This is a genomic window from Streptomyces sp. GSL17-111 (assembly GCF_037911585.1).
In the GTDB taxonomy this organism is placed as follows: Bacteria; Actinomycetota; Actinomycetes; order Streptomycetales; family Streptomycetaceae; genus Streptomyces.
In genome coordinates this window covers 678,072-700,360 of record NZ_JBAJNS010000001.1, presented here as the reverse complement: position 1 = coordinate 700,360, position 22,289 = coordinate 678,072, and the positions used below count along the sequence as shown (strand labels likewise).

Annotated in this window: 7 protein-coding genes; all 7 read left to right on the top strand. The window is 72.1% G+C overall.

What is annotated here, in order from left to right:
* The first annotated feature begins 353 nt into the window (after positions 1-353).
* The 7 genes from V6D49_RS03165 (at position 354) to V6D49_RS03135 (ending at position 22,175) form a co-directional block, all read left to right on the top strand.
* The gene (locus V6D49_RS03165; protein ID WP_340556887.1) at positions 354-8,198 is read left to right on the top strand and encodes a MupA/Atu3671 family FMN-dependent luciferase-like monooxygenase; all 7,845 of its coding nucleotides are present in this window, start codon (positions 354-356) and stop codon (positions 8,196-8,198) included.
* A 112-nt stretch (positions 8,199-8,310) separates the two neighbouring features.
* The gene (locus V6D49_RS03160; RefSeq protein ID WP_340556885.1) at positions 8,311-12,303 is read left to right on the top strand and encodes an SDR family NAD(P)-dependent oxidoreductase; all 3,993 of its coding nucleotides are present in this window, start codon (positions 8,311-8,313) and stop codon (positions 12,301-12,303) included.
* Positions 12,303-16,637 carry a type I polyketide synthase gene (locus V6D49_RS03155; protein WP_340556883.1) on the top strand — a complete coding sequence of 1,445 codons (4,335 nt, stop codon included), beginning with the start codon at positions 12,303-12,305 and terminating at the stop codon, positions 16,635-16,637. The genes V6D49_RS03160 and V6D49_RS03155 overlap by 1 nt, the downstream gene beginning before the upstream one ends.
* A 546-nt stretch (positions 16,638-17,183) precedes the next feature.
* The gene (gene ngcE / locus V6D49_RS03150; protein WP_340556882.1) at positions 17,184-18,602 is read left to right on the top strand and encodes an N-acetylglucosamine/diacetylchitobiose ABC transporter substrate-binding protein; all 1,419 of its coding nucleotides are present in this window, start codon (positions 17,184-17,186) and stop codon (positions 18,600-18,602) included.
* A gap of 101 nt (positions 18,603-18,703) precedes the next feature.
* Positions 18,704-19,804, top strand: coding sequence for a carbohydrate ABC transporter permease (locus V6D49_RS03145; protein ID WP_340556880.1), 1,101 nt, complete (start codon positions 18,704-18,706; stop codon positions 19,802-19,804).
* 21 nt (positions 19,805-19,825) lie between these two features.
* Entirely contained in the window at positions 19,826-20,755 is a 930-nt protein-coding gene (locus V6D49_RS03140) for a carbohydrate ABC transporter permease (RefSeq protein ID WP_340556878.1), read from the top strand.
* 223 nt (positions 20,756-20,978) lie between these two features.
* Positions 20,979-22,175 carry an ROK family transcriptional regulator gene (locus V6D49_RS03135; RefSeq protein ID WP_340556876.1) on the top strand — a complete coding sequence of 399 codons (1,197 nt, stop codon included), beginning with the start codon at positions 20,979-20,981 and terminating at the stop codon, positions 22,173-22,175.
* Positions 22,176-22,289: the final 114 nt, after the last annotated feature.

Sequence of the window (22,289 nt, the reverse complement as noted above, 5' to 3'; positions counted from 1 at the left end):
CAGGCATGAGTTCTATCAGCGTTGATGGGAAGCGGTCAATGTTTATCAAAGGGTTCTGAGTGGTCCTTGCTGGGCGGGGATCTGGAGGGGGAAGAAAAGGGGGTGAGGAGTTCTTGACCCCTGTAACAAGGTGACTTAGTCTCAGGTTGCTCTTGATCCAGCGCCTTCCCGGGCGACGTAGGTGAAGCGCCTGGGAGGTCGCGGGAGCCTTCTCCGTCGCATTCCACAGGCCGTCGTACTACGAAAACAGGGCGGCCCCGATGATTTCCAGCCATGCCGCACCATTCATTGTCCAAGAATGCCCTGCTTCCCATTGGAATTCTGTGAGCGCGATGAAACCCGATGGTCCGGCGGTGCCGATCGCTGTGATCGGCGCTTCCTGCCGGCTGCCCGGCGGCATCGAGAGCCTCGACGCCCTCTGGCGCGCCCTGCGCGATGGTGTGGATGCCGTGACCGACCTGCCTGACGCCCCCTGGCAGCGGGAGACCGCGGCCCTGCTCGGAGCCGACCACGCTCAGCCGTCCCGGCCCGTGCGCGGGGCCTTCCTCGGTGACGTCTACGGGTTCGACGCCGGCTTCTTCGGTATCTCCCCCAAGGAAGCGGCCGGCACGGACCCGCAGCAGCGCGTCCTGCTGGAGGTCTGCTGGCGGGCCCTGGAGCACGCCAACCTCGCGGCCGACGCACTCGCCCGCAGCGCGACCGGCGTCTTTATCGGCATCGGCGGCGACGACTACGCCCAACTCGCGACTGCACCAGCGCGGTTCGACCAGCTCGACGCCTATTCCCTGCTCGGCGTCAACCGCGCCATGGCGGCCGGCCGGATCGCCTACCTGCTGCGGTCCCACGGTCCCGCCCTCACGTTGGACACCACCTGTTCTTCCTCGCTGGTAGCCGTCCACACGGCCGCGCAGTCGCTGCGTACGGGCGAGAGCGAGGTGGCACTGGCGGCAGGAAGCCACCTGGTCCGTACGCCGTGGAGCATCGTCACCCGCGGCCTGACCAACGCACTGTCACCCACCGGGTTATGCCGCGCCTTCGACGCCGAGGCCGACGGCTTCGTGCTCGGCGAGGGCGCCGGCGCGGTCGTCCTCAAGCGCCTTGAGGACGCGCAGCGCGACGGCGACCCCATCCTCGGCGTGCTGCGTGGCTCGGCGGTCAACCACGACGGGCCGAGCAGCGGGCTCACGGCCCCGAACGGCCGGGCCCAGCAGGCGGTCATCCGCAGCGCCCTGCGGATGGGAGGGCTCGCCCCGGCCGAAGTCGGCTACGTGGAGGCGCACGGCACCGGCACCTCTCTGGGCGACCCGATCGAGGCGGAGGCCCTCACGGCGGCCTACGGCGAGGGCCGACCGGTCGACCAACCGCTGGTGATCGGCTCGGTGAAGACCAACTTCGGCCACCTGGAGTCCGCCGCCGGCATCCTGTCGCTGCTCAAGGCCCTGCTGGTGGTGGAGCGCGGTGAGATCCCCGCGACGCTGCACCACCGCACGCCCAACCCGCACATCGACTGGGATCGGAGCAGCCTGCGGGTGCAGACGACGCACGGTCGCTGGGCGGCCGGACCCGGCCCGCGTGCCGCCGGCGTGAGCGCCTTCGGGTTGAGCGGCACCAACTGCCACGTGCTGGTCACCGAACCCCCGGTCCGACCGGAGGCCACACCGGTGCCGAAGGGCCCCGGCCTGGTGCTGCTCTCGGCGAAGGACGGGGAGGCGCTGCGAACGACGGCGCTGGAGTGTGCGCAAGCGTGGCAGGAGACGGACGCGCCGCTCGACGAGGTGTGCGCCGCCCTGGCCGTGGGCCGGTCAGCATTCCGCACCCGGCTCGCGTTCGTCGCACCCGACGCCGGCGCCGCCCGCGAGCGGTTGCTTCAGTACGGGAGCACCGGAGGGGCACCCGGCGTGCACTTCGGCGAGTTGGGCGCGCGCCCGACACAGGGCCCGGTGGTGGTGCTCCTGCCCGACGGCGGCCCAACTGGCGTGCCGACGCGGATCTACCGCGACGTCGGGGTGTTCCGACAGGCCGTCGACGCGGTGGCCGAGGCGGCGGGCGTGGAACCCGCGGCCGTCCTCGGCGACGTGGCGAGCGCTGTGGCGGCCTTCGCGAGCCGGTACGCGGCCGGCCAGATGTGGCGGGCCTGGGGCCTGACGCCCGACGTGCTGATCGCCGAGCCCGGCACCCTCACCGTGGCGCGCTGTCTGGCTGGCGAACTCTCTCTGCCTCAAGCCGTGTCGGCTTTCACGGGAGATGCGGGCGCGGGCGGTCCGGCGGGGCAGCCGACTCCCGATTCGGTCGACATCGTGATCGCCCGGGGCGGCGACGGCTCGCACCCGGTCCTGCGCGAGGCCGCGGCACTCGCGGCAGGGACCCCGTGCGTCCTGCTGCAGGCCGGCGGCGAAGCCGGACTGGCCGAGCGCGCCCTCGCGTCGGCCGCTCCCGGAACGGCGGTGGCGACGGCACTCACCGGCGTCGAGGACAGCTCGCGGGCCGGTGTGCTGGCCGGGCTCGGCGAGCTGTTCGTCCACGGACGGGCCGTCGAGTGGCGGCGCGTGCTGCCCGGGGTGCGCTCGGCCAGGCTCCCCGGACACCCGTTCCGGCGCAACCGGCTGTGGTTGTCCGGTATCCCGGACCCGCAGCTCGTACCCAGCACCGCACACGCGGACGATCAACCTGACGATGGATGGGATGGCGGCATGGCCGACGTTGGAGCGTTCCTGCGCAGTGAACTCGCGCACATGCTGGGCATGGCCGAAGCGGAGGTGTCCGAGCGGGCGCCGCTGCTGGAGCTTGGCGCGGACTCGCTGGTCTTCGCACGGATCGTCCAGCGGGTCGCGGACCGGTTCGACGTCGCGCTGACGGTGCGTGAGCTCTTCGAGGACCTGCTGACCGTCGAAGAGATCGCCCGTCATGTCGCTGGCGCGATCAGTGCTTCGGCCGCGAGCGTTGCAGCGCCCGAGAGGGCCCCCACGCCGACTGCCGCGCCGTCCCCGGCCGCCGTTCCGGCTCCGGATCCCGTTCGGTCCCCGGTTTCCACCCCCGCCCCCGCCCCGGTCCACGCACCCGCCACGGCTCCGGTCTCCGCCCCCGCCCCCGCCCCGGTCCACGCACCCGCCACGGCTCCGGTCTCCGCCCCTGCGCCAGTCGCCGCGCCCGCGGCGCCCGGTCCCGTCGGCGACGCCCTCGAGGCACTGCAGGCGCAGGTTCGAACGCTGACCGCCGAGCTCACCGAGCTGCGTGCCCGAACTGCCGCATCCACGGCGCCCGTTGCCGGACAACGTGCCGCGGCACCCGCGGCCGCGGCGCCCGCCCTCGCGCCTGCCGCCCGCCGTGAGGCGTACGTCGCCGACGTCATCACCCGCTACCAGGCCCGCACCGCCGCCTCCCGCGAGTACGCGCTGCGCCACCAGGACCGCCTGGCCAACAACCGGCGTTACGCCCCGGCGACCCGCCCGGAGGTACGCGCGATCCGCTACCCGCTGTGCGGCGACCGGTCGGCCGGCTCCCGCCTCTGGGATGCCGACGGGCACGCGTACATAGACCTCTCCATGGGCTTCGGCGCCCACCTGCTCGGTCACAGCCCCGAGCCGGTGGTCGCGGCTCTGGCCGAGCAGGTGCGCCGGGGCATGCAACTGGGCAGCGCCAGCCGACTGGCCGGCGAGGTGGCCGGGCTGGTGCACGAGTTGACCGGTGCCGAGCGGATGCTGTTCTGCGCCTCCGGTACCGAGGCCGTGATGACCGCGATCCGCCTGGCCCGCGCCGCCACCGGCCGGTCCAAGATCGTACTGTTCGCCAAGGGCTACCACGGGCACTTCGACGGGACGCTGGTCTCACCCCGCCTCGACCACCCGGACCATGGCGCGGACCCGATGGTCATCGGTGTCCCAGAGGCGATGGCGGAAGACGTCATCGTGCTGCCGCTGGACCGGGAGAGCTCGCTGACCACCATCGCCGAGCTGGCCGGGGAGCTCGCGGCCGTCGTGGTCGAGCCGGTGCAGAACGGCAACCCGGGCCTGCACCCGGTGGACTTCCTGCGCCGACTGCGCGCGCTCACCCGGGAGGAGGGCATCGCGCTGGTCTTCGACGAGGTCCTCACCGGCTTCCGGGTAGGGGCCGGCGGCTGCCAGGAGCTGTTCGATATCCAGGCGGACCTGGTGACCTACGGCAAGACGCTGGCGGCCGGCCTGCCGATGGCCGCCGTCGCGGGCCGCCGCGACTTCCTTGACCTGGTCGACGGCGGGTCCTGGGTGGGCGAGTGGATGATCCCGGGCGAGACCGCACTCACCTTCACCGCCGGCACGTACGCCAACCACCCGCTAGCCCTGGCGGCCTCCCGCGCGGTGCTCGGGCACCTGCGGGAAAACGGACCGCAGCTGTACAAGGAGCTCAACGAGCGCTCCGACGCGATGACCGAACGGCTGAACATGGGCTTCGCCGAGCTGGGTGTGCCGCTCGGTGCGGCCAACACGGGATCCTTCTTCCGGTTCGCGCAGAACGCCAACTTCAGCTTCGTCCACCAGCCGGTGGAGATGGACCTGTTCCGCGCCAACCTGGCGGTGCGCGGCGTGTACGTCGCCGAGACCGGAGCCTCGTTCCTGTCCACGGCGCACACCGACGAGGACGTCGACCAGGTGGTGCACGCCGCCTTGGACGCGGCCGCCGAGATGAGGGAGGCCGGCCTGTGGCAGCGCGCCGACGGATCGTCCGGTCCGGCGCCAGCGGTCCGTGCGCCCGAGGCCGCGCCCCGGCGCCCGATACCTCCGTCAGCACCGGTCGTACCGGTGCTGACGGTACGTGAACCCGAACGCCCGCAGGCCCCGGCCGTCCCGGCCGCGCGCCGCGCCCCGCAGCTGAGCCTGTCCTACTTCGGCGACAGCGACTTGATCGACATCGACGCGCACTACCGGCTGCTGATGGACGGCGCCGACTTCGCCGACCAGCACGGTTTCGACGCGATCTGGCTGCCCGAGCGGCACTTCCACCCCTTCGGCGGCCTGTCGCCCAACCCCGCCGTGCTCGCCGCGACGCTTGCTCAGCGCACCGGCCGGGTCAAGCTGCGCGCAGGCAGTGTGGTGGGTCCGCTGCACCACCCGGCCAGGATCGCCGAGGAGTGGGCCGTGGTGGACCGGCTCTCCCAAGGGCGAGTCGGCATCGCCGTCGCCTCCGGCTGGAACGACCGCGACTTCGTACTGGCGCCCGGCTCCTTCGCCGACCGCCGCGAAGTCACCATGAAGCGGATCGACCAGGTCCGTCGGCTGTGGCGCGGTGAGGAACTGGAGTTCCCCGCGGGCGAGGGAACTCACAAGGTCCTCACCTATCCGCGTCCCGTACAGCCCGAACTTCCCCTGTGGCTGACCACGCTGGGCAGTGCTGGGGCGTTCGGCGCAGCCGGTGAGGCGGGTCTGGGGGTGCTGACCAACCTGCTCACTCAGGACGTCGCCGAGCTCAAGACCAAGATCGCCGCCTACCGGGATGCCCGGGCCCGGGCCGGCCACGACGCGGGCCGGATTACGGTCCTCGTGCACACCCTGGTCGGCGAGGACGAGGAGAAGGTGCGGGCCGCGGCCGCCGACCCGCTGGCGCACTACCTGGCCGCGGCGCTCGACCTGACCAACCGGATGTCGCCCGCCGAGCGGCGGATCGACCCGGATCGGCTGGCCGAGTCCGACCGCGCGTTCCTGATCCGCTCGGCCCAGGACAAGTACCTGCGTCACCGCTCGTTGATCGGCGGCATCGAAGGCTGCCGGGCGACCGTGGACGAGCTCGCCGACGCCGGGGTGGACGAGATCGCCTGCTTCGTGGATTTCGGCGTGCAGCCGGACCTGGCGCGCGAGGGATTCGAGGCGCTCGACCGGCTGCGTCGGACGGTGGCCGACGCCCCTGCCCGCGACGCCGGGGCGGCGGCCCGTCCGGCGGTCGTCCTGACCCAGCCCGAGCGCGGGGCCGCACCGCAGAGCCGACCGCCGCAGCCCGTCGCGCTGCCCAGCACCCCCAACCAGCGCCTGGTCTGGGCCGCCGCACAGTTCGGCGCCGAGACCAACAGCGCGTACAACCTGCGCCGACTGCTCAGTCTGAGCGGAGAGTTGGACACCCGGGCGGTGCGCGCCGCGTTCCGGACGCTGGTGGACCGGCACGAGTCGTTGCGGGTGGCCTTCAGCGACGACGGCGCCACCCAGACCGTACGGACGGATGTGGACGCTGACCTCGAGCTGATGGACCTGTCCGGTCTGGACGAGGCCGCGCGCGCCCGAGAGCTCACGGCGCTGCTGGAGGAGGAGGCCGCCCGCCCGTTCGACCTGGCCCGTGGACCGCTGCTGCGTGGCACGCTCCTGACCGTGGGGCCTCGCGAGCACCTGCTCTGCCTGACCGCGCACCATGTGGCCGTCGACGGCGGTGCGGAGAACGTGCTGCTGGACGAACTGGGCCGTCTCTACGCTGACGAGATCGGTGTCGGCGAGCCGCTCGCCCCGGCACCCCGGCTCGCCGACTACCTGCTCGGGCCCGACGGCCGGTCCGCGACCGAGGCCGACCTGGCGTACTGGCGCGGCGTCTTCGACCCGCTGCCCGAACCGCTCACCCTGCCCGGCCGGCGCCGCACCGTCGGCAAGCGGGTGACCGGGCACGCCGGTGCCCGGCTGAACGTCGACTTCGACCAGGACCTGCTGCGACGGGTGCGGAAATTCGGCTCCCAACACGGAGCCAGTCCGTTCATGGTGGTGCTGGCCGCCTACACGGCGTTGCTGCACGAGATCGCCGGCCAGGATGACGTGGTGGTCGGTGTGCCCACCGCGCGCCGCCCTGCCGAGGGCCCGGGCAAGGACCTGGTCGCCTACTGCGCCAACGTGCTGCCCATCCGTTCGCTCCGCGACCCGGCGGAGGACTTCCACGCCCACCTGCGCCGGATCCGCGGGGTGCTGCTCGATGCCTTCGACCACGAGGCCTGCACGCTGGCCGAGATCATGCGTGACCTGCCGAAGCCAGCGACCTGGGGTCAGCCGGCGATCCTCTCGGCCGTGTTCAGCTGGGACAAGCCGCACCTGCCGGAGCTGCCCGGGCTCACGGTGCGGCACCTGGAGAGCGGGGCCCCCGCGGTCCGGTTCGACCTGGGGCTGAACATCACGCACTTCGACAGTGGCCACCGCATTTCCTGGGATTACAACACCGAGGCGGTCAGTGAGGACGAGGTCCGGGCACTGAACGTCCGGTTCGACGTGCTGCTGCGCGCCGCGGTGGGCGCGCCCGCGGCCGAGACCGAGGCCGAGCGCGCCACGGAGCTGGTGGCGCGGCACGCCGAGCGGCGGCCGCAGGCCGTGCCGGTGTGCGGCGAGACGGTTCCGCTGACACTCGCCATGGCGGTCGAGCGGGCCCGGCGGCTGGCGGCACGGCTGGTCGAGGCCGGGGTCGGCGCCGGCGATCCGGTCGGGCTCGCGGTCGAACCGGGGTCCGCGCTGCTGGTGGGAGTGCTCGGCATCCTGTGGTCCGGCGGCTGTGGGGTCCCGCTGGGCACCGACGGTGTCGCGACGGCCGGGCGGCCGACCGTGGCCGTCGCCGACCGGGGGCGGGTGCCGGGTCTCGACGGCGTAGCCCTGGTGGAGGTCCACGCCTGGGACGCCGGGCCGGTGCCCGAGCTGCCGGTGCTCGACGATCAGGCCGTGGCTGTGCGACTGGGACCTGACCTTTTCGTGACGCACCGTCAGTTGAGCGACGCGGTCGCCGCGTCGGTCGCCTCGCACGGCGACGAGGCCGAGGACGGGCACTTGCTACCGCGCGGCATGGCGGACTTGTCGGACTGGGCGGCCCTGCTCGGCGCGGCGGCCGGCGGCCGCGCCGTGCGGTGGGACGAACCGGTTCCGTCGGAGCGCGAAAGTGCCCGCGCGCACCAGCCGCCGACTCCGCGTACCGATGTGTCGACTCCGCTGGCCGACGAGTCGACCCCGCGATCCGGCATGTCGGATCAGGCTGCCGCTGCCCCCACCACGCGGGACCCCGGCATCGTCCCGGAGTTGATCGGGATCTGGTCCCAGGTCCTGGGCCGGACCGGACTCACCGCCGAGTCGGACTTCTTCGAGGAGGGCGGCGACTCCATCTCCGCGGTCCAGATCCTGGCGAAGATCCGCACCCGGTTCGCGGTCGACCTCCCCGTGGACGTCTTCTTCGACGCGCCCACCGTCAGCGACCTGGCCCGCTCGGTGCGGTCCCACTGATCACGGGCGGGCCGCCCGCCGCCACCGCACGTCCCGCCGAGCAGCAAGTAGGAGAGCGATGAATCAGGAGTCAGGATCCCCTGACGTCGAGCAGGCAGCGGACCGAGTCCGTGTGGCACTCCGGGAGCTGCCGGGGGTCACCGACTGGTGGGTGGCTGCTGGGCCGGCCGATACCGGGATCATCGCCTACGTGGTCCCTGGACGGCCGACCGGCCATGCCGACCTCCTGCGCACCCTGCGGCGCGCCTGCGTCGGCGTGCCGCCGGAACTGGGCCCGCACCTGGTCCGGCTGACCGCGTTGCCCCGCGACCCCGAGGGGCACGTGGACCAGGGCCAGCTGGCCGAGCTGCCGGCACTCGGCGAGGACACGCTGCGCGCGGCTGAACGGGCCGCACGGGACGTCGGCGCCGCCCAGGCCCGGGCCGCGATCGTGGAGGCCGGTGTACCGCAGCCCAACGGCCTGGTGGTCCGGCCGGACGATGCCGCCCCGGTGACCGGGCGTCAGGACGGCGAGGCGCGCCCGGCACTGCTCAGCGGGGGGCGGCGGACCAGCGACCCGGACGGTCCGCTCACCCTCGCACAAGCACTGGAGCGGGCCGCGGCCAGCAGCGCGGGCGTGGTGTTCGTCCCGGGCACGGGCGAGGCGGTCCGGCTGACCTACGGCGAGCTGCGCGAGCGCGCCGCACGGGTGGCGAAGGGCCTGCAGGGGGCCGGGGTGCGTCCGGGCGATCCGGTGCTGCTGCCGGCCGGCGACCACGAGGAGTTCCTGACCGCCTTCTGGGCCTGCCAGGTGAGTGGCGCGGTGGCTGTACCGTGCGCCCCGGTCACCGCCGAGGCGGGCGCCTTGGCGGCGGAGCGGCTGCAGTACGTGTGGGAACTGCTCCAGGAGCCCGTGATCGTCACCTCCGACCCGACGAGCGTGCCGCCGGCCGTACGCGAACGCGCCCGGCTGCACGGCCTGAACGCGCTGACCGAGGCCGAGCCCGCTACCCCGGCAGGGATCGCGCCGGATGACACCGCGGTGATGCTGCTGACCTCCGGCAGCACCGGGATGCCCAAGCTGGTCACCCAGACCCACGCGGCGATCCTCTCGATGACCGCCGCCGCCCGCGCCACGCTCGGCCTCGGCGCCGACGACGTCTCGGTCAACTGGTTCCCGCTGGACCACGTGGTCGGCCTGCTGATGTGCCACGTCCGCGACATCTACCTGTGCTGCGAGGACGTGCACGTCCCCACCGACGTCGTGCTCGGCGACCCGCTGCGCTGGCTGGACCTGCTCACCCAGTACCAGGCCACCCTGACCTGGGCGCCGAACTTCGCCTTCTCGCTGATCGGAGCCCGCGCCGGGGACCTGGCCGACCGTGACTGGGACCTGTCCCGGGTGCGGTCCATCATCAACGCGGGGGAAATGGTTGTCGCCGAGCAAGTACGCCAGTTCCTCGCCGTGCTCGCACCGTTCGGACTCCGGGATCACACCGTGCAGCCCGCCTGGGGCATGTCCGAGACCTGCTCCGTGGTGACCGCGGACCAGGACTTCTCCGGCACGGTGGGCTCTCTGCTCGGTCCCGTGTCGGTCGGCGGCCCGTTCCCCGGCCTGTCGGTGCGCATCGTCCGGGCCGACGGCTCGCCCGCCGTCGAGGGCGAGACCGGCGACCTGGAGGTCACCGGCAGCATGGTCACCCGCGGCTACCACAACAACGACAAGGCCAACGCTGACTCCTTCGCACCCGACGGCTGGTTCCGCACCGGCGACCGCGCCGTCATCGCCGCCGGGGCGCTGACCATCGTCGGCCGCTCCAAGGACGTCATCCGGGTCAACGGCATCAGTATCCCCTCGACCGAGGTGGAGGCCGTGGTCGAGCGCTCCGACCGGGTACGTGAGAGCTTCACCGCCGCGGTCTGCTACCGCCCCGACAACGCTGCCACCGACGAGATCGCCGTCTTCTACAGCCCGCGGGCCGGCCAGCAGGGGGAGGCGGTGGGCGCTGACGTACGCCGGCGGGTGCTGGAGCACTACGGCTTCCCGCCCCGGCACGTCATCCAGGTGCGGCCCGAGGAGATCCCCAAGACCTCGATCGGCAAGATCCGCCGAGCGGTGCTCGCCGCACGGCTGCACGCGGGGGAGTTCGATGACCGGCTGGCGCGCGGCGCGGCGGCCGAACCCGCCGGGGTGTGGCTGGCCCGCCCCGAGTGGCGTGTCCGAGCGGCCCGTCCCACCGCGCCTGGCATCCGTGACATCGACGCCGCGCGAACCGTGGTGCTGGGCGCGGACGCCACGACCGGCAGACGACTGCGTGCCCTGCTGACCGCCCACGGGCACCGCTGCACCTTCGGGATCTGGGACGGCGACCAGGAGATGGACCCCCACCTGGTCACGGTCGCGCCCTCCATCGGCGCGGTCGGCGCGTTCCTGGCCGACGGCGCGGACGGCACCCGGCTGCCCGGCGAAGTGGTGCTCGCCTTCCCGGCCGAGCCGCGGCCGCAGGATGCGCGCACCGTGATCGAACGCCAGGCCTCCGTGATCGAGCAGGTACTGCTGGTGGTCCGCGCGCTGGACGAACTGGCGCCGCGCGGGCCGGTCCGGCTCACCCTGCTCGGCGCCGGCCTGTGCGCGGTCACCGCCGACGACATCCCGGACCTCGCGCTGAGTCCGCTCGCGGGGCTGGCCCCCAGCCTCGATGCCGAACTGCCGTGGCTACGGGTGCGGTTGATCGACGCCGAACCCGGTGATGAGCGGGCTGCGGACGGCGAACTGCTCGGCGAGGCGGTCGGCGCTCTGGTTTCCTACCGGGGCGGTGTGCGGCGCGAGCTGTGCATCACCGGCCAGCCCGAGCCCGAGCCCGTCACGGACGGGCCGTCGGCACTCTTCCGACGGGACGCGACCTACCTGGTCACCGGTGGCCTCGGCGGCGTCGGCTTCGAGGTCTGCCGTCATCTGCTCGCCACCACCGGCTGCTCGCTCGTCCTGCTCGGCCGCACACCCCTGCCGGAGCCGAGCACCCTGCAGGGCGACCGGGACGCACTCGACGCCCGCCAGCGGCGTCTGCGCGAGCTGGAACAGGTCGGCCGGGTCCGCTACCTCGCTGTCGACTCCGGCGACGAGGACGGGCTGCGCGCCGCGCTCGCGGAGGTCGAGGCGGCCTGGAACCTGCCGGTCGCCGGTGCCGTGCACGTGGCCGGCCTGATGGACGGCGTCCCGGTCGCCGAGCTGACGCCGGAGCGGCTGCGCGAGGTACTCGCTGCCAAGGTCGAACCCGCCCTCCTGCTGGGTCGGCTGATCGCCGAGCGGAAGGGCTCCGTGGTCGCCTTCTCCTCGGTCAACGCGATCTTCGGCGGCGCCCAGGTGGCCGGTTACGGCGCGGCCAACGCCTTCCTCGACGCCTGGGCCGCACAGCTGGGCGCCCGGGGCGTGCCGGTGCACCTGCTGTCCTGGTCCCGCTGGCAGTCGACCGGCATGAGTGCGGGCAGTGAGGACGACGAACTGGTCCGCTCGCGCGGCTACCGGGTGCTCACCGTGGAGGCCGCGCTGCGCGCCTTCGACAGCGCCGTGCGGCTGCCCGTCGGCCACACCGTGATCGGCCTGGAGCCGACCAACCCGTTCATTCTGGCCCGCATCGAACTGCCGACCGCACCGCTGGACCGGCTCGAGGTCCGCTGCGTACCGCTGCCCGCTCACACCGGCGAAATCGTCGTCAACGATCTGCGCGGCAGACCGGTCGCGGTGGCGGCCGTCGCCGACCCGACGGGTACGGGCTCGCGCGAGGGCGCCGACCAGGAGACCCTCGCCACTCTCGCCGGTATCTGGCAGGAGGTCCTCGCCGTTCCCGAAGTCCTCTACGGTGAAGGCTTTTTCGACATGGGCGCGCGGTCTCTGCAGCTGCCCCGGGTGCAGCACCTGATCGAGGAGAAGCTGCGGACCCGGGTGGAGATCTCCGACTTCTTCGCCCATCCGACCGTGGCCGCCCTCGCCGCGCACCTGGACCGCCTGCGCGGCGCGGGCGGTGGGGGAGGCGGGAGCGGACAACCCGAACCGGCCGCGCCGCGGCGCGGTTCCGACCGGTTCGACCGACCGGGCACCGTCCTCCTTGAAACCGAGGCCGTGTGATGAGCACCGCCGAATCCGGACGGGACGTCGCGATCATCGGCATGGCCTGCCGGTTCCCGGGCGCGAACACGCCCGAGCAGTTCTGGGCCAACCTCACCGGCGGGGTCTCCTCGATTCGGACCTTCACCCCCGACGAACTCCTCGCCGCCGGCGTCGACCCCGACGTGGTGCGCCACCCCGACTACGTGCCGTCCGCGGGTTACCTGGAAGGCGCCGAGGACTTCGACCCCGGGCTGTTCCGGATCCCGCCCGCCGAGGCGCGGATCACCGACCCCCAGCACCGGCTCTTCCTCGAGTGCGTCTGGGACGCCCTCGAACGGGCCGGGTACGACCCGCAACGGCTCGGCGACGCACGGATCGGCTGCTTCGGTGGCGCGGGCATGGCCCTGTACGCGGGCAACCGACTCAGCTCCTACTTCAGCGAGAACCTGGCCCGCAGTTCCAGCCTGCTCACCGAACTCGCCCCGCTTCAGGCGTTCATCGCCACGCAGAGCGACCACCTCTGCACACGGGTCTCGCACCGCCTCGGCCTCCGCGGACCCAGCATCGGTGTGCAGACCGCCTGCTCCACCGGCCTGGTGACGCTCCATCTGGCCTGCCAATCGCTGCTCACCGGAGAGAGCGACATGGCGCTCGCCGGTGCGGCCGGGGTGCACTTCCCGCTGCGCCGCGGCTACGTGTACGAGGAAGGCGGCTTCCTGTCCCCGGACGGCGTGTGCCGCCCGTTCGACGCGGCGGCGCGCGGCACCGTGGGCGGCAGCGGCGCGGGCGTCGTACTGCTGCGCCGCCTGCGGGACGCGCTGGCCGACGGCGACCCGATCTGTGCGGTGGTCAAGGGCAGCGCGGTCAACAACGACGGCGCTCTCCGGGCCGGCTACCTGGCCCCCAGCGCCGAGGGCCAAGCCGACGTGGTCCGCACGGCGCAGCGGACGGCTGGGATCGCACCGGACGACATCGGGTACCTGGAGGCGCACGGCACCGGCACCGCGCTCGGCGACGCCATCGAGGTCAGCGCGCTCACGCAGGTGTTCGGCGCCGGAACCGGGCGGGAGATAGGCCTGGGATCGGTGAAGTCCAACATCGGCCACCTGGACACCGCGGCCGGCCTGCCAGGGCTGATGAAGGCGGCCATGGCGCTGGAGCACGGTTTGATCCCTGCCACGCTGAACTTCACCTCTCCCAACCCGGCACTGCGACTGGAGAGTTCGCCGTTCTTCGTGGTGTCCGAGAACACCCCGTGGATCCAGCCACGGGCCGAACGCCTCTCCGGGATCAGCTCGTTCGGTGGCGGCGGCACCAACGCGCACGTGGTGCTCGCCGCCGCGCCCGAGCGGCCCGCCGCGCGGACGGACGCTGGCCCCTACCTGCTCACCCTGTCGGCACGTAGCTCGGACGGGCTGCGTCAGCAGGCCGAAGCCTATGCCGACCACGTGGCCGCCACCGAGCAGGACCCGGCCGACGTCTGCGTCACCGCCCGGACGGCCCGGCCCGCTTTCGCCCACCGCGCCGCGGTGGCCGCGCCCGACGCGGACACCCTGGTGGAGCGGTTGCGCACCTTGGCGCGCCACGACGTGACGGCGGACCGGGCCGCGCCGACGGGGGACCGGCAGCCCGTCTTCCTGTACAGCGGCCAGGGCGGCGCACTCGCCGAGACCGCCTGGGCCCTGTACCAGCAGGTGCCGGCCTTCCGGTCCGGACTGGACGCGTGCCTGCGGGAACTCGGTGAGGCAGGCCCCGCACTGCTGGAGCTGTTGCGCACCGATGCCCCAGCCCTGCACACCGAAGCACGCTGGGCCCAGCTCGGGCTGTTCTGCTTCCAGTACGCGCTCACCGGAGTGTGGACTTCGGCCGGGGTCCATCCCGCCGCCGTGCTCGGCCACAGCCTCGGCGAGTACGCAGCCGCCTGCGCGGCCGGGGTCCTCGACCTGCCGGACGCACTGCGGCTGGTGACGGCGCGCGGCCGGCTGATGGACGAGCTCTGCCCGGCCGGCTCGTTGCTGGCTGTGATGGAGTCCGAGGAGCGGGTACGCGACGTACTCGTCCGCACCGCCGTGCCCGCCGAGATCGCCGTGGTCAACGGCGAGCGCGCGGTTGTGGTCGGCGGGCCCGCGGACGCGCTCGCCAAGATCACCGCCGAACTCGGTACCGAGACCGTCACCACCGCCGTTCACACCACGCACGCGTTCCACACCAGCGCCGTCGACCCGATGCGCGAGGAGTTCGAGCGCGCCGTCGACGGGGTCCGGTTCCGCGAGCCCAGGGTGCCGTTCGTCTCCTCGATGGCCGGCGGTGCGGGGCTGTCGGCCGCCGATCCGGCGTACTGGGTGCGCCAGGTGCGCGAGACCGTACGGTTCGGGGACGCCCTGGAGTCGCTGCTCGACGGCCACCGTCTGTTCCTGGAGATCGGTCCCGCCGCCGTGCTCAGTGGCCACGGGCGGAGCTCCGGAGCCGACGCGGCCTTCGTCTCCTCCCTGCAGCGCCGCAGGGGTAGGGCCGGGGCGCTCACGCAGGCGGCCGCCCGCCTCTACGCCCTCGGCACGCCGGTCGACACCTCCCGGTTCGGTGCGCGCGGCTCCGGACGACGGGTGCTCATTCCCACCTCGCACCGGGTCCGCGAACGCTACTGGATCGACCCGGGCCCGGCCGCGCAGACCGTGACACCCGAGGCCGCCTCGATCACCGACGGGACGCTCTTCCACGGCCGCACGGTCTGGGAGTCGGCACCGGGACCCTTCACCGAGACCACCTCGGACCTGTCCTGGACCGTGCTGGGCTCACCCGACAATCCGGTCGCTGTGCGCCTCGCGGAGGCGATCCGCACGCACACGGGGTCCTGCGAGCTGCAGGCACCGGGCGAGGCACCGCCGAGCGGGACGCCCGGCACCCTCGCCGCGGGGGTCGTCTGCGTCCCCGACCCGACCGTGGGCCCGGCCCCGGTCGGCCTGCCCGACTGCGTCGCCACCGTAGCCGCCCTGCTGCGCGGCTACGCGGACGGCACCACCGCCGCGCCGCGCCGCCTGGTCCTGCTGACCACGCGTGCCCAGTCCACCGATGCCGCCCCCGATCCCGCACATGCGGCGCTGTGGGGCCTGGCCCGTAGCGCGCGCACCGAGCTCACCGAGACCGCGATCCACTGCGTGGACACGGACGGTGGCCCGTTCGACGCCGGTCTGGTGGCCGACCTGGTCGGTGGTGTCGATGCGGAGGTCGCCTACCGTGACGGCGTCCGGCTGCTCGCCCGGCTCGGTCCGGTCGCCGGGCAGCCCGCCCTGCCGCGTCTGGACCCCGACGCGACGTACCTGGTCACCGGCGGCGCGGGTGCGCTCGGTGCCCGGGTGCTGCGTCGGTTGTACGAACTGGGGGCCCGTCACCTGGTGGCGCTCGGCCGGACAGCAGGCGGTGCCGGTATCGGTGAGACGATCCTTGAGGAGCTGCGGGCCGACGGCCTCGATCTGCTGAGAGCCCAGGTGGACGTCACCGAACCCGCGCAACTCGAGTCCTTGCTCACCTATGTGGCGAGCGCCTATCCGCCCGTACGCGGCATCGTGCACACGGCCGGAGTGCTCGACGACGCGACCTTGGCCAACCTCACACCCGATGCGCTGGCCCGGGTGCTGGCCCCCAAGCTCGACGGCACCCGTCATTTGGACCGGCTCACGGAGCGGCTCGACCTCGATTTCTTCGTCTGCTTCTCGTCCATCACCGCGACGCTGGGCGCCCCGGCCCAGGCCGCCTACGCTGCCGCGAACGCGGCGATGGACGCCGTCGCGGCAGGCCGCCGGGCGCGCGGGCAGCGGGCGGCCTCGGTCCAGTGGGGCCCTTGGTCCGGGGGCGGCATGCACACCGCCCTCGGGGAACGGTCCAGGAGCATCGGCCGGGGTCTCGGCGAGCTCAGCCCCGAGCAGGGCATGTCCGTGCTCGACCGCGTGCTCGCCGCCCCATCTGACACCACGCTCGCCGCCCAGCTGCGTGTACCGCACGCCGACGCTGATCCCGTCGCCTTCGCCCGCCAACTCACCGACCCGCCGGCCGAGGGCGCCATCCCGCCGGCCGCCGGCGCCGTGGCCGCCGACCTACGCGCACTCCGGCCCTGGCAGCGTGCCGCCCGGATGATCGATTACGTGTCCAGCGCCGTTGCGACCCTGCTAGGGGAGGAAGTCGGCGCCCTCGACACCGAAACCCCCTTCATCGAACTGGGTCTGGACTCCCTTCTCGGCCTGCGCCTGGGCAGCCGCCTCCGTCAGGACCTGGCCATACGCCTCTCACCGACCTACAGCTTCGACTACCCCACGATCGAGGAGTTGTCCTCACACTTGGTGGAGTTGATCGAGTGAGGTGGCCCGCACCAGCCGACACGGTCGGCTGACGGTCGCGTTCTGTGACGAGCTCCTCGGGGACGGGGCCGGCGACCGGCCGTGGGGTCGTGGCTGCGCTGATGGTGTCGCGAGGTTGAGGGCTGATCGGTGCCGACGCGGACTCAGCCGGAGTTCGCGGCGATGTCGTGGATCTCCTACGGGATCGCCTTGTCGGCCTCTGCCGGTCCAAGAGATCGCGTGTCGTGGCAAGGGCCGGCTCGCCGCCCGGCCGCCCCTGGAGGTCGCACCGACGGCGCCGCACCCCGCACGAGCGGGGTGCGGCGCCGTCGTGTCGCGCCGAGGTCTCGACCGGACAAAGAAGTCGCCGAACCTTGTTCCCGATCTTGCCCTGTCGGTGGCGAGTGGACTATACCTGTCGGCACCCGGGCCGCCGAGGAACCCCGCGCGGCCCGGCCCGGTAGCACGACCCGAGCTTCAACCGAACTGCGGTGTAGGGCATTTCGCCGGTAGCGCCTCGAACGTCCGGTACACCGCCTGAGTCCTGGAGAAGGCGAGGACTTGAGCATGGGATCTGCCGACGTCGACCGCAGAAACCTCATCAAACGCGCCACCGCCCTCGGCCTGCTCGCCGCCCCGGCGATGGGCGCGCTGACATCCTGCGCCTCCGGCGGCGGCGGTGAGGGAAACGAGAAAGTCGCGGGGGGCGAGAAGACGGATCAGAACCCGCTCGGCGTGAACGAGAAGGCCGGGCTGGAGGTCGTGATCTTCAACGGCGGCTACGGCGAGCAGTACGCCAAGGACGCGCACAAGATCTACGAGAGCCGCTACGGCTCCGTCAAGCACGACGCCACGCAGAAGATCCGCACCACGCTGCAGCCCCGCATCATCAAGGGCAACCCGCCGGACGTGATCAACAACTCCGGCGCCGAGGCGATGGACATCGCCTCGCTCATCGAGGAGGAGCAGGCCGAGCCGCTGGACGCGCTGCTCGACGCGCCCACCCTGGACGACCCGGACACCAAGATCCGGGACGTGCTGGTGCCGGGCACGATCACGAAGGGCCAGTTCGGCGGTGAGGAGATGTACCAGCTCAACTACTCCTTCACCGTCTACGGCACCTGGTACTCCCAGACCGCCCTGGACCGGCTGGAGGTGGAGTACCCGAAGACGTGGGACCAGATGCTCGCCGTCTGCGCCAAGGCGAAGAAGGAGGGCATCGCCGGCTGGACGTACGCGGGCAAGCACCCCTACTACTTCGCCTTCACGATGTACCCGTTCATCGCCAAGATCGGCGGCCAGGACGTTCTGAAGGCCATCGACAACCTGGAACCGGGCGCCTGGAAGCACGACGCCGTCCGCAAGGCGTTCGACGCCTACTACGAGCTGTACGCCAAGGGCTACATCCTCGAGGGCACGCCCGGCATCGACCACACCCAGTCCCAGACGCAGTGGAACAAGGGGAAGGCCCTGTTCATACCCAACGGTTCGTGGGTGGAGAACGAGGCCAAGAAGACGACCCCGGCGGACTTCGAGATGCGGGTCGCCCCGCCCACCTCCCTGGACTCCTCCGACGCCATGCCGTTCGAGACGGTGTGGGCGGAGGCCAGCGAGCCGTTCATGGTCCCGTCCCGGGCGAAGAACGTGGCGGGCGGGATGGAGTGGCTGCGCATCATGCTCGGCAAGGAGTCCACCGCCAACTTCACCCAGCTCGTCTCCGCCCTCACCTGCGTCCAGGGCGCCGCCGACGGCCTCGACCTCCAGTCCGGCCTGGCCTCGGCGAGCGAGGTGCTGAAGGCGGCGGGGGAGAACGTCGTCGCGCCCCGCATCCACGACTGGTACCTGGAACTGCACAAGGACAAGATCGGCGGCACGATCGCCGCCATGATGGCCGGGGACATCAAGCCCGCCGAGGCCGTCAAGCGCTGTCAGCGCTTCGCCGACGAGACGGCGAAGGACGACAGCGTCCGCAAGTACGAGCGCTGAGCGACGGTGCCGCCCGCCCCGCGCGGGCGGCACCGTCACCCAGCGGCCAGCAGCAGTCGCGACACGCCGGTCACCGGCGCGGTGAGGAAAGCGGGAGGCCCATGGCGACCGGCGCGCAGGTTTCGGCGGGCCCGGCGGGTTCCGGGGCTCCGGAAGGGCGCAAGCCACCGGAGCGGACGTCCCCGGCGCGGCGGCTGCGTCCTGCCGAGATCCCGCTCTTCGTGGTGGCGTTCCTGCTGCCGCCCCGGCTCACCCCCGCCCGGGTGAAGCACGACCGGCGGTACCGCACGCTCGACAAGTACCGCTTCGTCTGCGGTTTCCTCCTGCTGCCCCTGGCGATCTACGCCGTCTTCGTGGTGTCGCCGTTCGTGCAGGCGTTCTACTACTCGCTGACGGACTGGACGGGCTACAGCGCGGACTTCACGTTCGTGGGCCTGGAGAACTACGAGCGGCTGCTGGACGACTCCGACTTCTGGGCCTCGCTGACCAACAGCCTCACCTTCCTCGTCCTCGCGCCCGCCCTGACGCTCGGCCTCGGCCTGTTCTTCGCCTTCATGCTGCAGGCGGGCGGGCGGCGGGCCCGTGGCGAGGCGATCTCGGGGGTGCGGGGCGCGAAGTTCTACAAGATCGTGTACTTCTTCCCGCAGGTCATCTCGGTGGCGATCATCGGTGTCGTCTGGGCCGCCGTCTACGACCCGATCACCGGCCCGCTGAACGAGGCCTTCCGCGCGGTGGGTCTCGACGGGCTCGCGCAGAACTGGCTGGCGGACCCGGACCTCGCCCTGTGGTCGGTGCTCTTCGTCCTGTGCTGGAGCTTCATCGGCTTCTACGTGGTGCTCTTCTCCGCCGCGATGGGCTCGGTGCCCAAGGACATCTACGAGGCGGCTCTGCTGGACGGTGCCGGGCGCACGGTCACCTTCTTCCGCGTGACGCTCCCCCTGATCGGGGACAGCGTCCGGACGGGCTGGATCTACATGGGCATCCAGGCCCTGGACGCCTTCGCCATCGTGCACATCATGACGATCAACAAGGGCGGGCCCGGCAACTCCACGCTGGTCACGCCGGTGTACCTGTACAAGAAGGCGTTCGAGTCCGCGCAGGCGGGCTACGCCACCGCCATCGGCGTCGTCCTCCTGCTGGTCACCATGGCCTTCGCGGCGATCATGATGCTGGTCGGCCGGCGTGAGCGCATCGAGTACTGAGACGAGCGGGGAGACGGACCGATGAGCGCCATCCGCACCGACCAGCCCACCGGCGACGCCGGGGCCGACCTCGCGAAACGCCCGCCGCGGGGCCCCGACCGCCCGGCCGGGGGCAGCGCGAAGGACGGCGCGGCGCTGAACGTCTTCTCCGGTGCCTTTCTCGTCCTGTGGTCGGTCATGGCCGCTGGCCCGCTGCTGTGGGTGATGATCAACTCGCTGCGCGAGTCGGGGAAGATCCAGGGGCAGCCCTTCGGCTGGCCCACGGACCTCAGCTTCGAGAACTTCGCGAACGCCTGGTCGGACGCCAACATCGGCCAGTACGCCCTGAACTCGGTGATCGTGCTGGCCGGTTCGCTGCCCGGCACCATGCTGCTCGGCTCCATGGCCGCCTACGTCATCGCGCGCTTCGGCTTCTTCGGCAGCCGGGCGGTGTACCTGCTGTTCGCGGGCGGCATGATGTTCCCGATCATCCTCGCCGTCGTGCCGCTGTTCTTCGTGATGGACACCATGGGCCTGCTGGACACCAAGCTGGGCCTGGTGCTCGTCTACATCGCCTACTCGCTGCCGTTCACGACGTTCTTCATGACCGCCTTCTTCCGGACGCTGCCGGGCAGTGTCGCCGAGGCGGCCATGATCGACGGTGCCTCGCACAGCCGCACGTTCTTCCAGATCATGCTGCCCATGGCCCGTCCGGGCCTCATCAGCATCGGGATCTTCAACTTCCTGGGGCAGTGGAACCAGTTCTTCCTGCCGCTGGCGCTGAACTCCGAGAGCCGGGACGAGGCGCTGCTCACCCAGGGGCTGGCCGAGCTCTCCGTGAGCCAGGGCTACGAGGGGGACTGGGGTGCCCTCTTCGCCGGGCTGACCATCGCGATGCTGCCCATCCTGGTGGTGTACATGGTCTTCCAGCGGCAGGTCCAGGAAGGGCTGACGGCGGGAGCCGTCAAGTAGGGCGGAAGTCGGTCGGTGTCCGCACCTGGAGGGAGTATGCCCGCACTTCGCACCCTCTGCGCCTTCGGCCCCCCCCTGAAACCACGGCGCCCCGTTCCGTCACGTCCACCACATCTGAGCGCGTGCCCCGCTCAAGGGGTTGACGGAAACCGGCGCACACGGTCCCCTTAGGGTTCATATGTTGGAAACGGGCCGTGTCGCGACGGGTGGGAGTGGGTCAGTAGTGGAGACACCGGGGTCGCAGTCCTCGCTGCACCGGGCCAACCTGGAGCGGGTGATCCGCGCCGTTCGCACGGCGGGGTCGCTGACCCAGGCGGAGATCGCCCGGACCACGGGTCTGTCGGCCGCCACCGTCTCCAACATCGTCCGGGAGCTCAAGGAGAGCGGAACCGTCGACGTGACGCCGACCTCGGCGGGCGGCCGGAGGGCGCGCAGCGTCTCCCTCTCGGGGGACGCCGGAATCGTCGTCGGCGTCGACTTCGGCCACTCCCACCTGCGGGTGGCCATCGGCAACCTCGCGCACAAGGTCCTGGCCGAGGAGTCCGAGCCGATCGACGTGGACGCGTCCGCGTCACAGGGCCTGGACCACGCCGAGGCCCTGGTCACTCGGCTGCTGGCCGGGCTCGGCATCCGGGCGGAGAAGATCGTCGGGGTGGGGCTCGGCGTGCCCGGGCCCATCGACGTGGAGACCGGCATCCTCGGCTCGACGGCCATCCTGCCCGGCTGGTCGGGCACCAACCCGCGCGACGACCTGGCCGCCCGCCTGGGGGTCGCCGTGCACGTGGACAACGACGCGAACCTCGGCGCCCTGGGTGAGCTGGTCTGGGGCACCGGGCGCGGCGTCGCGGACCTGGCCTACATCAAGGTGGCCAGCGGCGTCGGCGCCGGCCTGGTCATCGGCGGGCGCGTCTACCGCGGCCCCGGCGGCACCGCCGGGGAGATCGGCCACATCACGCTGGACGAGTCCGGGCCGGTGTGCCGCTGCGGCAACCGCGGCTGCCTGGAGACCTTCACCGCGGCCCGCTACGTGCTCCCGCTGCTCACCCCGGGCCACGGGCCGGACCTGACCATGCCGCGCGTCGTGGAGCTGGCCCGGGAGGGCGACCCGGGCTGCCGGCGGGTGGTCTCGGACATCGGGCGGCACATCGGCAGTGGAGTCGCCAACCTCACGAACCTGCTCAATCCCAGCCGGGTGATCCTCGGGGGCGATCTCGCCGACGCCGGTGACCTGGTGCTCGACCCCATCCGCGAGTCCGTGTCGCGCTACGCCATCCCGAGCGCCGCCCGCCGGCTCTCGGTGGTGCCCGGTTCGCTCGGCGGCCGGGCCGAGGTGCTGGGCGCGCTGGCGCTCGTGCTGAACGAGATGGGCGACGCGCCGCTCCTCCAGCCGGCGACGGACACCGTCCCGGTCGGCGTCTGAACCCCCTTTCCGGGCTGTTCCTGACACCTTTTCGGGCACCCTCCGCGTTCAGGATGTTCACGCACGCCATCGTTGCGTTCTCTTTATTGCTTAACTTCTTGACGGCATCCCGGG